The organism is Cupriavidus sp. D384, assembly GCF_001652915.1.
Classification (GTDB): Bacteria; Pseudomonadota; Gammaproteobacteria; order Burkholderiales; family Burkholderiaceae; genus Cupriavidus.
The window spans coordinates 1-13,300 of record NZ_BBQI01000020.1; the positions used below are offsets into that span (position 1 = coordinate 1).

Consider the following 13,300-nt stretch of genomic DNA (forward strand, 5'->3'; position numbering starts at 1 on the left):
CACCGCCTCAAGACGAAGCATGAACCCAGGGTGGGTCAATTTTCGATGCAAATGCTGGGTCCGTTTTCCGTGCAAATCAACACTGCAAGTTTCGATTGGCGTTGAGAAGCAGGCTAGCCATATCGAGCGATTGCGTTGTGCCGCACCGTCCAGAGCACCTCAGACCATTGATAGTTCGCCGATGCCTGGCTGCTTGCGTACTTTCCCCGCAAAATCTGGCGGTCTGGCCTTGATTTCTCTTATAGATCAATGTCCTGCGCGGTTGCGAATTTCCCGGTTGCCGTCCTGCGGGTGCCAAATCTGGCGCATTTCAGACTGTCGTGCCAACGACGCCGAGTTGCGTGAGATGGTTCGTCAGTAGCGCTGGACGTCAAGACGCGCAGTCAGTGCGGCCAACGCTGTCACGTCTTCCCCGCCATTTTGACGAATCACGCCCTCGATGGCTGCGCCGGCTTGTCTCTCATTCATGAGGATCGGCTGGTCGTAGAAGATGCCCCATTGGTCGCGAACGTGGGTGTACATCCCGATCGACGCGGTACGCCGACGCGGGTCAGCCCGCGCTTGCCAGACCGAGCGCGTCGTCTCCAGGGACATCATGTCCGATGACGCCAACTCGGCGCGCCCCCAATGCTGGGCGATGGGATGCTGATGCATGAAGGCAAGCACTGCATCAGCGGCTTTTCGCAGTTTCCGCTCGTCCGCGATACGTTGCATCATCTGGCGAATCGCGCTTGATGACAGTTCCGGCACCATGCGGGCAATGTCCGCGGCAGACATCGAGGTCCCATGGGCAAGCACTGCGGCGTAGACCATGAGCAACTCACCGCGGGAATATGGCTCTCTGCCCAGCAATAGCCAACTGAAATGGGTGTGGCTGTCGATTTCCAGAAGGATCTCGGGCAATTGTCCTTCTGGGTGCCTGTCAAACAGCGCGCGCCGCAACGCTTCAACCGATGCTTCGGTCCGCTTCGCCTTGAGTGGATCGACATGGATGGCACTATCGATCTTCAACTCGCCCCGCACGGCCGCATCGCGCAGGCGAGTGAGCCCTGCATCCAGGTGCGCGACCACAGGTTCTAAGAATGTTCTTGCGTCCTGCGGCAGTTTGAGATGCCCATAGAAGTGGTTGCGCCGCGCCTGCCAATCCTGGCTGGAGATCAGCATGGTTGCCTGGCTGCGGAAGGCAAAGCTGTGATCGAGGAATACTGAGCCATTTCGTAGCGCAACCCGCAGAGCAAACAGCGTTCCCCATTCGAAGGCGGCCAGCGCTCGCTTACGGTCCTGTCCCTCCAGTATTGGCTGCCAGGCTCGCCCGAAACGCACAGTCACCCGATGGGGTAGCCAGTCGGCCCTTCGCGCATAGAGATTGCGTAAGATCTCCATCGCCTCTACCGCTGGATGGGCGGACTGCGTGGCGAATGGCAACCCGACCAACCTTGCCAGCAATGCTCTGGCAAGCCGATGCCGCAACAGCAGTTGCTCGCGGATCATGCCAGCACGGCTTCGCAGATGCTGCTGGCTGGTTGCGGCGTCGGCCAACGCATTTAACTGTTGGCAGAGCGCATCTCGCGTGAGCGTGTCATCCGCGATGAGCCCTTTGACGGCTGCAGCAAACTCTCGCAGCTTGATACCTGGATCCGGTCGGCCGGCGTCGATGAGTCGTCCGGCGTCGTTGACGGATTTGCGAATCCAATGACGCAGCATGGACGACATCTGGTCCGTGGCAGCACACAAGGCATAGCGCAAAAAGCAAGCGGACTCCAGGCGGCGGGATTGCTGCACCACGCGTTTGCTAATCGAGGCCGGTCGATTGGCGCAACGTCGCGCGTAGTGTCGTACCACCGCCTCATTGCAGACCGCCGGCCAGCGATGTTGGATCCCCAACTTGTACAGCCGCTCGATCTTGTCAAACAGCTCCCCCATTTGATGCGTGGAACTGCGCAACGGAACCGCCCACAGCCATTGCTGCAGGCTTGCTTGATTGCCTTCCGGGCGAGGTAGCAAGGCACTCCATGCATCAAGCGGTGCCTCGCCATAGGCGAGCACCAACGCGTCGGTCAATGACGCCTCGGAAATCTCCACTGCCTGGCTGATGAGGCGTTTCAGCGCACGGTCATGCGGAATCAGAACACGATGTTCGTACAGCCACCGCTTCAGCTCGTGCAGCATGTCACTGCGATTGGGCTGTCCCGCCAATCGCTCCTTGAGCCAGCGCATCACGTAGCGTCGCTGATGCTCGGCCAACGGGCTGAAACCGAGCGCCTGATAGGCGAGGATTTGATGGTCCACCAGCGTGTCGGTGCGCCCGTCATACAGGGCGCTCAGCGTACCCATATCCGGTGGGGTGATGCCCAGTTGGGCGCCAACATATGCCCAGAGAAATTTCGGAACCTGCTTGGAGGCGTCAAGGGTGCGCCCCGTCATACGGACAAAGCCGATATGGACGGCACAGGCGAGCCGATACAGGTGACTGCGCCGCGCGTCGATCAGGGCGCGCTCCTTGGGGGAGAAAGTGAAGAAGGTGGCGAGCTCGAACTCGCTGAGCTCGCGCGGCATCTGTCGCATGCCGAGATACGCCAGTTGCCAGTGATCCATCGCGCTTTCTCCCAAGCGGTAGACGGACCGCCGAGATTAGCGGTAAGAAGGCTGAGACGCAATGAGACGCCAAATACATGCCTCATGCGTAACTTCCGGTAGCCAAAATCATGAGTCAGCAACCCATTGATTTACATGACTATCCTGTGGGCCGCTGCCCGGAAACCCGCGTGGATGCTAGGGGTGGCTACCCCGGTAAACTGCACGGGAATCAAGGGGACGCCTTCATGAACGCCACCAGCACCTCTTGTCCGATGCGCGGCACGAAAGTGCTGCCGAATCGCTGGCCTGATGCCGAGTCGGCGGTACGCAGGAAGCACGAACTGTTCTCGTTGTTCTTTCCGTAGCGGTCCCAAGGAAATTGGACCTTGACACGCCCCAGATCGTCGCACCAGATTTCCTGATTCTCGGGGCCAACCACGCGCGCATACTGATAGCCTGCAGCCAGGGGCTTCGCATGCCATTCCGGGCGGAACAGTTCATTGCTGGGCTGCGCCTCGAATTCGACCTCGCAGCGCCATTGTCCCGCGCCGGTGACCTCGCCGACGTCCTCGATCAGGAGGTGCGTGGCATAGACGATGTACTCCCGGTTCGCCTTGGTTTGCAGAAAGCGTTCGAGGGCGAAAGTGTGGCCCGGCACCATGCAGCGCAGATTCCCCTTGCCTCGTGCCCGCACGCCATGCTGTCGCAGGGATTCCATACGAATGCGGGCAAGCATGTCGCCCTCCTGTCGCGCGTCGTTGCCGGTCTTGGGCTGACTGTGGTCGCCCGGCCAGGCATAGATTTGTTGCGTAGCGTGGCTGGTGTTGCGCGGGTCCTTGGTCCACACTCCCAAGTCGGCACGTGGTTGGTTGAAATCGTAGTCGTCGTGCATCCAGGCGCCGCTCACCAACCGGTCGTGGACTTCGAATTCGTAAAGATGTTCCTCGTCCACCCGGTCGGAGGATGGGTACCAGCTAATGGTCTGGTACGCGGGGCTTGGCATGCTTTGGAACGCGCCGTTACCTTCGGTCAGCACCAGACGGTGGAAGCCGTCGCTGTGTTCGAAGTGAAAATTGATTCCCCACTCGGCGAGGATGCGGCACAGGAACGCGTAGTCCGTCTCGCCAAACTGGACCTGATATTCCCTTCGTGGAAACACGTGGGTGGCAATCCGTCGCTCGACCGGGAAGGTGTACTTGCTGAGCAGCTCCTCGGCGATCTCAAGAACCGTCTTGTTCTGGAAGATCCGGTAGTCGGTGGTCAGCGTTGCCAGAAACAGCCACGGCCTCAGCGTGAGTCTGTAGGCAATGTGCTGCCCGTTGCCGGCATAGAACGGCCCTCGCACATCCGTGACCACGCCCGTGATCTCGCGCTCGCCTTTGCCGAAACCGCCGTCCAGCCCGAAACCGTTGCCGTCCAACTCGATGGTGACCGTCAACTCCTTGCCCTGCATGGCCTCCGTGTCGAAGTTACCTGCGGGGCCATAGATGACGTTGCGGTCATCGGGCGTCTTCAAAACCAGCTCGTATTCGAAGAGGGTATTGATGCCCTCCCTGCCGGAGAGCCTTGAGAACACCAGCAGCGGCTGGCCCAGCAACTCCGGCAGTCCTGCGCCAGACACCGTGACGGTGCGGGACGAGAACAGCGGAGAACGGTCACGACCACCCATGAATCAAACTCCAGGGAAAGGAATACACATCGAACGGAACGACGGATGGACCTCCGTGGTGCGGCAATAGGTGGCGACCATGGGTCCAATAATCCTCGTCGAATACTCGCAAACGGAGCGTCCATGGGATATAGGATTTGTCTGAAATTGTGCTTAACGTCTCCGAAAACGAAGTTAAGCGACCCTTTCAATTGAGCGTGACGTGGTCACATGCAGGTCGAGGTCGAGGTCGAGGTCGAGGTCGGCGCGGCAGACATAGGGAGATCAGGCGCCCTCTGCCCAGCAGAGGCATTGCTATCTGTAGACGCGCCTTAAAAGTGTCAATGATTGCGAAATCCGCCAGAATGCGAGCGCCCCAGGCCTCGAGTCGGGGCGTGGGGGGCGGAAGACAGGCTCGTACACCGGTGCGGCGCAATTGAGGGACGGTACAGCACCTCAGAATGTGATCCAGCGCACATGGCATCGTTCAGCGTTGCGCCGCTCGCCCTCGCGCCATGCCGCCGGCAGGCGCACTATATCCATGCCGCGCAACAGTCTTTTCCAACGTAGAGGTTTATCCGCGCGGCAGGCTGCGGTAAAAACACCGTCCCGTACTCACAAAAGACGCGATCCCAGTTTCGCCACGGTCTTGGACTCCAACACTCGATCTCACTGGCTGCCAGCACTTTGCCGCGCGCTGGCGGTGCTACCCCTGCCCGTGCTGCAGGCCACCGGCCGTGCGCTAGGCCGTCTCGTCTACGCCTTGCCCGGCCGATATCGGCAGCGTCTGCAGGAAAATGCCGCGCAGGCCGGCTATCCGGATGCCAGCTTTGCGCGCCGCTCTGCCGCAGAAGCCGGCGCCATGATCCTCGAAACCTGTCGCATCTGGTTTCGCAATGACGACAGTATCGCGCGCGTGATCTGCGACGACTGGGACGTGGTCGACACCGCCCGCGCCGAGGGCAAGGGCATCTTGTTCCTGACCCCACACCTGGGCAGCTTCGAGATCACGGCACGCTACGCCGCCAGGCGGATGCCGCTCACTGTGATGTTCCGTACGCCCCACAAGGAATATCTGCGGGCGCTGATGGACAGCGCCCGTTCCACCTCTGATCTGACCGCGGTACCCGCCTCTTCGCAAGGCGTGCGCGCCTTCATGCGGGCGCTGCGTCAAGGCGGCGCGGTGGGCCTGTTGCCCGACCAGGCACCGAGCCTTGGCGAGGGCGTATGGGTGCCCTTCTTTGGCCGGCAGGCATTCACCATGACGCTGCCGGGCAAACTGGCGGCGCAGGCCAAAGTGGCGGTGATCCTCGCGTCGGGCGAGCGCCTGCCACGCGGGCGCGGATGGCGCCTGCACCTGATGCGCCTGCCCGGCGAGATGCCGGATCAACCCGCAGCTCAGGCGGCCCTGCTCAACGGCGCGATGGAAACGCTGATCCGCCGGTTTCCCGAACAATACCTTTGGAGCTACAACCGCTACAAGGCGCCCCAAGGCGCGCCGCCTCGGCCAGCCAAATAAGCGCGCCGCCACAGCGTCCGCGCTTCCTGAGCCGGACTGGTGATCACCATCGGCGGCATGGTTTGGGCAGCGTCGGCTTCGGTGGTGGTTGTCACGCCGACCGAATCCTGTCAGTCAGGCGCCCTGGGCCGATAACCGTATCTGGACGGCTTCAGGCCAATGGCGTCCGCCTCCGGCCATCCCTGACCCGCATCGCGCGTACCGCCTTCCACGAACGCGAAGCCCAGTTTTGTGAATCATGAATTCCCTTGTCCGGGTCACGAGCCTATCGTAGATCGCGCATCACGATGTCAGAAAAACGACGGCAAGCACCGCCGCAGCCCGGCGGGCCAGCGCCGCACAAGGAGACATGAATGACCAAGACGATGGGGATTCCCCGTCTGGCGGCCGCATGGGTGGCGGCCACGGCTTTCTCTTTCGGCATGGCGGGCAGCGCGCAGGCGGCCTGGCCCGACCGGCCCATCCGGCTGATCGTGCCCACCGCCGCGGGGGGCACCACCGATATCGCGGCGCGGCTCGTGGGCAAGCGCATGAGCGAGATCCTGGGCCAGCCCGTTGTCGTGGACAACCGCGCCGGCGGCGCCGGCATCATCGGATCGCAGGCACTGCTGCAGGCGCCCGCCGATGGCTACACGATCATGATGGGTAATATCGGCCCGAACGCCATCAATTACGCCCTCTATCGGCAACTGCCATACAAGCCGCAGGATTTCACGCCGATCACCCTGGTGGTGTCGGTCCCCAATGTGCTGGTGGTCAACCCCAAGGTGCCCGCGCACAACGTGGCGGAACTGGTGGCGCTGGCGAAAGCGCAGCCCGGCCAGTTGTCGTTCGGTTCCTCCGGTACGGGCCAGTCCGTGCACCTGTCTGGCGAGCTGTTCCGCAAGCGTGCCGGCATCGACATCATCCACGTACCCTATAAAGGCGCGGCACCCGCCGTGGCCGATCTGGTGGCGGGCCAGGTGACCATGATGGTCGATAACCTGCCCAGCTCGCTGCCGCATATCCAGGCGGGCAAGCTGCGTGCGCTGGCCGTAACCAGCGCCGCGCGCGCGGCCGAACTGCCCGACGTGCCCACCATGAAGGAAGCTGGCTTCGACGACTTCCAGGTCACCGCGTGGTTTGGGCTGGTCGCCCGTGCCGGCACGCCGCCGGCCGTGATAGCCCAGTTGCACAAGGCAGCCGCGACGGCGCTGGCCGAGCCGCAGGTCAAGGCGCGGCTGGCCGAACTGGGCGGTCAGGCGGGCGGCGACACGCCCGAGCACTTTGGCCAGTTCATCGACCAGGAACGCCAGCGCTGGGCGCGCGTGGTCAAGGACACCGGCATTCCGCAGCAATAAGCCGCCAACGGGCGCCTCAGGAGCTTTCATGATCGACAAGATCGTCCCGTCGCTGGAAGCGGCGGTGGCAGGCATTGGCGATGGCGCCACGGTGCTGGTCAGCGGCTTCGGCGGCTCGGGCATTCCCGGCGTCCTGCTCGACGCCCTGCTCGCGCACGGTGCGCGCGACCTCACCATCGTCAACAACAACGCGGGCAATGGCGACACTGGCATTGCCGCGCTGATTCGCGCGGGCCGCGTGCGCAAGGTCATCTGCTCGCACCCGCGTTCAAACAATGCCGAAGCCTTTATCGAGGCCTATCGCGCGGGCAGGGTGGCGCTGGAATGCGTGCCGCAGGGCACGCTGGTGGAACGCATGCGCGCTGCCGGCGCGGGGCTGGGCCCCTTCTTCACGCCCACCGCCTACGGCACGGCGCTGGCCCAGGGCAAGGAGACTCGCATGATCGACGGCACGGGCTACGTGCTGGAACAACCGCTGCATGGCGACTTCGCACTGGTCAAGGCGCACCGCGCCGATCGGTGGGGCAACCTGACCTATCGCTACGCGGGCCGTAATTTCGGGCCGGTGATGTGCACGGCCGCGCGCCACACCATCGTCCAGGTGGACGATATCGTGCCGTTGGGCGAGATGCCACCGCAGCACGTGATGACGCCTGGCATCTTCGTCCAGGCCGTGGTGCTGGCCGATCCGGGAGTTCAGCATGCCGCATGACGCCTCCATCCGTGCCGATGCGTTGCCGCGCCTGTCGCGCATGCAGATCGCTCGTGTCGTTGCGCACGACATTCCCGACGGCAGCGTGGTCAACCTTGGCATCGGCATGCCCACGCTGGTGTCTGACCAGTTGCCCGAAAGCCGCGAGATCGTGCTGCACAGCGAGAACGGCATCCTCGGCATGGGCCCGGTCATTCGCCATGGTGCAAACGACCCCGACCTGATCAACGCCAGCAAGGAGCCCATAGGCCTGCTGGCCGGCGCCTCGATCTCGGACCACGCGGTGTCGTTCGCGATGATGCGCGGCGGCCATATCGACATCACGGTACTGGGCGGCTTCCAGGTATCGGCCGGCGGCGATCTCGCCAACTGGTCGACGGGCGAGCCCGATGCCATTCCCGCCGTGGGCGGAGCGATGGACCTCGTCGTGGGAGCCGGAAAGCTGTTCGTAATGATGGAACACGTGACCCGTGACGGACAGCCAAAGATCGTGACGGACTGCAGCTATCCGCTGACTGGCCTGGGCGTGGTGGATCGCATCTACACGGATCTGGCCGTGATCGACGTACAGCCTGGTGGCGGCCTGATGGTGACCGGACTGGTCGAAGGGGTTTCGTTCGAGGCAGTCCAGGCATTGTCAGCCGCGCCACTGAAGCTGGCCAATGATCATCGCGTGCTGCGCACAGGCCGCTGACACGGCCGCTCACCGAGGGGAGACACTATGACAACAAGAACCATTCGCAAGCCGCGCGCCACGGCAACAATGATGCTTGGCGCGCTGTTGGCGACGGCGTTGGCGACGGCCGGACCGCGTATCGCGCACGCCGCCGACGCATGGCCGGTCAAGCCGATCCAGCTATTGATTCCCTATCCTCCCGGCGGCAGTGCCGACCTGCTGGCGCGCCCGCTGAGCGCGAAGCTGCAAGAGCGGCTGGGGCAACCGATCGTGCTCGACTACCGTCCCGGTGCCGGCGGCACGATTGCCTCGCAAACATTGGCACGCAGCAAACCGGACGGCTATACGCTGATCATGGTGCTCGCCGCGCACGCCATCAATCCCAGCCTGTATCCAAAGCTGCCATACGACACGCGCAAGGACTTTGCGCCGGTTTCTCTGGTGGCCAACCTGCCGCTGATCCTGGCCAGCAGCCAGTCATTGCAGGCACGCAACGTGGCCGAGTTGATTGCGCAGGCCAGGGCCACCCCCGGCAAGATCACGTTCGGCTCTGCCGGCAACGGCAATACGGGACACCTGGCCGGTGAACTGTTCGATTCAATGACGGGCGTGAAGATGACGCACGTGCCTTACAAGGGCAGCGCGCAGGTGGTAAATGCCATGTTGGCGGGCGACATCCAGCTGACGTTCGACAGCATTTCCACGTCGATGCCGCAGATCCGCGCGGGCAAGATGCGCGCGCTGGCCGTCACCAGTGCCAAACGCGCGGCCATGGCACCCGACGTGCCCACACTGGCCGAAGCCGGCGTTCCCGGCTTCGATATCAACGGGTGGTACGCCATCCTGGCGCCGGCCGGCACACCACGCGACGTCGTCGACAAGCTCAGCAGCGAAATTGCCGCCGTACTGGCCCAGCCCGATCTGCGTGCGCAGATCGCGGCCAATGGCTATGAGCCCGTGGGCTCGACGCCGTCGGCGCTCGGCGCCCACATCGAGGCAGAACTCGTCCGCTGGAACAAAGTGGTGACCGGTGCGGGGGTCAAGCTGGAGTAGTCTGGCCGGCATCCGCGCGTACCGCCCCCGGTGGCCGCCCGACCACCCGCTTGAATGCGCGGCTGAACGCGGCGAGCGACCCGTAGCCGAGCCGGTACGCAACGGCTTCGATCGCCTCGCGATCGCGTGCGATCCATTGCGCGGCGAGCCGCATCCTCAGTTCGGTCACGTAGCGCACGGGCGTCATCCCGGTCGCAGCGAGAAATCGCTCGGCGAACACCGAGCGCGACACGCCCGCTTCGGCGGCCAATTCCGCGACGCTCCAGTTTCGGCCCGGATCGCGATGCAGCGCGACGATCGCACGGCCGAGCTTCGGATCGAGCAATGCTTGCACCCAGCCCGTCGCGTCGCCGCAGCCGCACTCGACCCAGCCCCGCACGATGAACGAGGCGACTACGTCTGCGAGCCGCGCGAGGATGCCCGCGAAGCCTGCGCGCTCGGAGCAGGCTTCGCGCTCCATCGCATCGAGCATCGGGCGGATTTCGGGGTAGCGCGCGAGCAATGTGCCGACGTGCATGAACTCCGGCATCGTGCCGACGAGCGGCTGCATGCCGCCAAGATCAAACTCCATGCACGCGCTGAAGATCAGCGCCTCGCCCACCGTCGGATCGCTTTTCGCGCAGGGCGGCGGCGTACCGACCGACGCGACCGAGTCGCAGATCCTCGCGCTCTCGAAGGCACCGATGGGACGACACGGGGCGTCAGGATCGGACACAAGTGTGTGCATGCTGCCGCGCGGTAGCAGGATCGCGTCACCGGTTTCAAGCGTCATCGTTGCGCCCGCCGCGTCGCGCAGCAGCACTGGCCCGCGCCCGACGAAATGGAACTGCGCGCGTCCCGGGACGTGGCCGAAGCTCAACCCGAACGGTCGCGGGATCTGGATACGGCGATACTGGACGCCGCTCAGGCGCATCCCCAGCAGCAGCTCGCTGACGAGGTCGCGCACGTCGGGAACGTAAGCAGGAAGGGAAGCGGACATCGTATCCGGACGATTGATCAATGATTGCGGATTGTATGTCATATACCGTCCTGCCATCGCTGCTTACGATACGCCGTCATTGGCACTTTTCTCGATTTTTCCTGATATGGAACGACGCATGAGTCCCGGAACTTCCAAAGCCGCTCCGCAAGCGGCCCCCAGCGAACCCGCCTGGGGCGCGGTCTTTGCAATGGCGCTAGGCGTGTTCGGCCTCGTCACGGCCGAATTCCTGCCCGCGAGCCTGCTCACACCGATGGCCGACAGCCTCGGCGTGACCGAAGGTGTCGCCGGGCAAACGGTGACGGCCACCGCAATGGTTGCGCTCGTTGCAAGCCTGCTGACCGCCGCCGTGACGCGTACGATCGACCGGCGGCGCGTGCTGCTGGCGTTTTCGATGTTATTGGTCGCGTCGAATCTCGCGGTTGCGTTTGCGACCAACCTCACGACGATTCTGATCGGCCGCGTTGTACTTGGCATCGCGCTCGGAGGCTTCTGGACGATGGCAACGGCCACCGCAATGCGGCTCGTGCCTGCTGCGATGGTGCCGCGCGCGTTGTCGATTATTTTCAGCGGCGTGGCCGTCGCGACGATCGCCGCTGCCCCGCTGGGTAGCTATTTCGGTCATCTGATCGGCTGGCGCAACGTGTTCCTGTTAGCAGCCGCGCTTGGCGGCGTCGCGTTGCTATCGCAGGTCGCGACGCTGCCGTCGATGCCGCCGAGCGGAACGACCCGCCTGCGCACGTTGATCGACGTGCTGCGCCGGCCGACTGTCGGCCTCGGAATGTTCGCAACCACGCTCGTGTTCACCGGACACTTCGCGTTCTTTACGTACCTGCGGCCCTTCCTCGAACAGGTGGCGGGCGTTGGAGTAAACGGGCTCTCGGCGATTCTGCTCGGCTACGGCGTCGCGAACTTCGTCGGCACGTCGCTCGCCGGCCGTGTGCTCGAAAACCGGCTGCGGCCGATGCTGATCGCAATGCCCGCGCTGATGGTCGTGCTCGGCATCGGGCTCGTAGTGCTCGGCCGCGCGCCAATGATCGATGCGGTGCTCGTGGCGCTGTGGGGCATGGCGTTCGGCGGCGTGCCGGTCGCATGGTCGACATGGGTCACGCGCACCGTACCCGATGAAGCCGAGAGCGCTGGTGGCCTGATCGTCGCGGCCGTGCAGCTCGCGATCGCGACCGGTGCGGCGGCGGGCGGCGTCGTGTTTGATGCAAACGGCGCCACGGGTGTGTTCGTCGGGGCCGCCATCGTGCTGGCCATCGCGGTTGCGACGATCGCGACGGGCGTGCCGCGACGAGTGGACACGGTATCCGCGCTAATCGAGCCTGGACTACATTGAGTCTGTCACCGTCGCACTTTCCAGGCGGGATTCGGAGAAAGCGGCCTATAGCCGCCATGGTCCCGTTCACGCCAGCAAGCGGATGGCAACGACGCTGCAATCGAAATGCAAAAGCGCGTCTCAAAGCCTGTGGCATCCCCGCCGGGGCTGGAAACGCTTCCGTGCGTGTGACGTACAACAGGCTTTCCGCCTAACCCCCTTCCAGCTTTACAAAGTTCGGAGAATTTTCGCTGCCGGGATTTCCTTCCGGGCGGGCGTGCTAGGGGCAGTCATGCGGTCGAGGGGCGGCATGCCGCTTGCTGTGCTTCCCCAATCAACTGCACGGTAGGGACCGGGGAGGCATCAAAAATGAGAATCGCGCAAATTGCCCCCCTGCATGAATGTTGCCCCCCCAAACTGTACGGCGGCACCGAGCGCGTCGTCTCCTACCTCACCAATGAGCTTGTCCTGCTGGGTCATGACGTCACGTTGTTCGCCTGCGGTGGATCATCGACGCCTGCCCGGCTGATCAACTGCGTCGGCCACGCGCTACGATCGAACCCCGCTGTCAGGGATCCCCTGCCCTATCACATCATGATGCTTGATGAGGTCTGCCGGCGGGCGGATGAGTTCGATGTGCTGCACTTCCACACCGAGATGTTGCATTTCCCACTCGTTCGGAGCCTAACCCGGCGCACGGTCACAACGCTGCACGGCCGCCTGGATTTGCCGGACCTCAAGCCGTTCTATGAGAAGTTCTCCAATGTGCCGCTTGTGTCAATCTCGCATGCCCAACGCCTGCCCATGCCGCCGGTCGCGTGGGTGGGCAATGTCTACCATGGGATACCGGAAGGCTCGCTGGCGTTCCGTCCCGTGCCGCGTGGAGGTTATCTTGCATTCCTCGGCCGGATATCTCCGGAAAAGCGCCCCGACCGCGCCATCGAGATTGCCGTACGTGCAGGGATGACGCTCAGGATTGCAGCCAAGGTAGACGCGGTTGACCGCGCCTATTGGGACACAACGATCGCACCGCTGATCAGGCGCCACCGGAATATCGAATACCTGGGCGAGATCGGCGAACGTGAAAAAGCCGCGTTCCTTGGTGACGCCCTGGCCTTGCTGTTCCCGATCGACTGGCCCGAGCCTTTCGGCCTGGCCATGATCGAGTCGATGGCATGCGGAACGCCCGTGGTCGCTTTCCGTTGCGGTTCAGTGCCGGAAGTGGTGGACGACGGCGTGACGGGCTTCATCGTCGATTCCATGGATGAGGCGGTGGACGCTGTCCGTCACATACACCAGATCGATCGCTCTGGTGTCCGTCGCACCTTTGTCCGGCGATTCAGCGCGACGCGCATGGCGAACGACTACATTACGCTCTACAACTGCACCAAACACGCCCCGGAACCTGCCGGACAGGTGGAGTATCCGGCCTCGCCCGCAATCGCTGGCCTCGCGGCCTGATCCTGGGGAGCAAA

9 protein-coding genes and 1 pseudogene are annotated in these 13,300 nt (G+C 63.5%); 7 read left to right on the plus strand and 3 right to left on the minus strand.

The genetic code is table 11. The features are described from left to right. Positions 1-381: 381 nt before the first annotated feature. Positions 382-2,595 (minus strand): annotated as a pseudogene (locus A9J21_RS08750) (Tn3 family transposase); the annotation flags it as partial. A gap of 211 nt (positions 2,596-2,806) precedes the next feature. Beyond that, complete coding sequence (locus A9J21_RS08755; protein WP_082926312.1) at positions 2,807-4,246, minus strand: type VI secretion system Vgr family protein; 1,440 nt, start codon at positions 4,244-4,246, stop codon at positions 2,807-2,809. A gap of 697 nt (positions 4,247-4,943) precedes the next feature. On the opposite strand from A9J21_RS08755, the gene A9J21_RS08760 reads away from it, so the two are divergent. The 5 genes from A9J21_RS08760 (at position 4,944) to A9J21_RS08780 (ending at position 9,525) form a co-directional block, all read left to right on the plus strand. Then, complete coding sequence (locus tag A9J21_RS08760) at positions 4,944-5,744, plus strand: lysophospholipid acyltransferase family protein (RefSeq protein ID WP_231906861.1); 801 nt, start codon at positions 4,944-4,946, stop codon at positions 5,742-5,744. Positions 5,745-6,097: 353 nt separating this feature from the next. Beyond that, positions 6,098-7,084 (plus strand): tripartite tricarboxylate transporter substrate binding protein, encoded by a 987-nt coding sequence (locus A9J21_RS08765; RefSeq protein WP_066734144.1) that lies wholly within the window; start codon positions 6,098-6,100, stop codon positions 7,082-7,084. A 28-nt stretch (positions 7,085-7,112) separates the two neighbouring features. Next, positions 7,113-7,796, plus strand: a complete 684-nt coding sequence (locus A9J21_RS08770; protein ID WP_066734147.1) for a 3-oxoacid CoA-transferase subunit A — start codon at positions 7,113-7,115, stop codon at positions 7,794-7,796. Continuing rightward, entirely contained in the window at positions 7,786-8,490 is a 705-nt protein-coding gene (locus A9J21_RS08775) for a 3-oxoacid CoA-transferase subunit B (protein WP_066734150.1), read from the plus strand. The genes A9J21_RS08770 and A9J21_RS08775 overlap by 11 nt, the downstream gene beginning before the upstream one ends. A gap of 72 nt (positions 8,491-8,562) precedes the next feature. Further along, on the plus strand, positions 8,563-9,525 hold the full coding sequence (locus A9J21_RS08780; RefSeq protein WP_156545755.1) for a tripartite tricarboxylate transporter substrate binding protein: 963 nt from the start codon (positions 8,563-8,565) through the stop codon (positions 9,523-9,525). Here A9J21_RS08780 and A9J21_RS08785 read toward each other — a convergent pair. Then, on the minus strand, positions 9,512-10,546 hold the full coding sequence (locus A9J21_RS08785) for an AraC family transcriptional regulator (protein WP_066734156.1): 1,035 nt from the start codon (positions 10,544-10,546) through the stop codon (positions 9,512-9,514). The two genes, A9J21_RS08780 and A9J21_RS08785, sit on opposite strands and share 14 nt — an antisense overlap. Before the next feature lie 76 nt (positions 10,547-10,622). Here A9J21_RS08785 and A9J21_RS08790 point away from each other — a divergent pair, with 76 nt between their 5' ends. Together A9J21_RS08790 and A9J21_RS08795 are read left to right on the plus strand one after the other, a co-directional pair. Continuing rightward, positions 10,623-11,846: an MFS transporter gene (locus tag A9J21_RS08790; protein WP_066734159.1), complete on the plus strand. Its 1,224-nt coding sequence runs from the start codon at positions 10,623-10,625 to the stop codon at positions 11,844-11,846. 348 nt (positions 11,847-12,194) lie between these two features. Then, entirely contained in the window at positions 12,195-13,286 is a 1,092-nt protein-coding gene (locus tag A9J21_RS08795; protein WP_082926314.1) for a glycosyltransferase family 4 protein, read from the plus strand. The last annotated feature ends 14 nt before the right edge of the window (positions 13,287-13,300 follow it).

Coding starts and splice junctions, on each gene's coding strand:
- A9J21_RS08755 (WP_082926312.1), bottom strand. CDS start 4,246: ATGGGTGGTCGTGACCGTTCTCCGCTGTTCTCGTCCCGCACCGTCACG.
- A9J21_RS08765 (WP_066734144.1), top strand. CDS start 6,098: ATGACCAAGACGATGGGGATTCCCCGTCTGGCGGCCGCATGGGTGGCG.
- A9J21_RS08770 (WP_066734147.1), top strand. CDS start 7,113: ATGATCGACAAGATCGTCCCGTCGCTGGAAGCGGCGGTGGCAGGCATT.
- A9J21_RS08775 (WP_066734150.1), top strand. CDS start 7,786: ATGCCGCATGACGCCTCCATCCGTGCCGATGCGTTGCCGCGCCTGTCG.
- A9J21_RS08780 (WP_156545755.1), top strand. CDS start 8,563: ATGCTTGGCGCGCTGTTGGCGACGGCGTTGGCGACGGCCGGACCGCGT.
- A9J21_RS08785 (WP_066734156.1), bottom strand. CDS start 10,546: ATGACATACAATCCGCAATCATTGATCAATCGTCCGGATACGATGTCC.
- A9J21_RS08790 (WP_066734159.1), top strand. CDS start 10,623: ATGAGTCCCGGAACTTCCAAAGCCGCTCCGCAAGCGGCCCCCAGCGAA.
- A9J21_RS08795 (WP_082926314.1), top strand. CDS start 12,195: ATGAGAATCGCGCAAATTGCCCCCCTGCATGAATGTTGCCCCCCCAAA.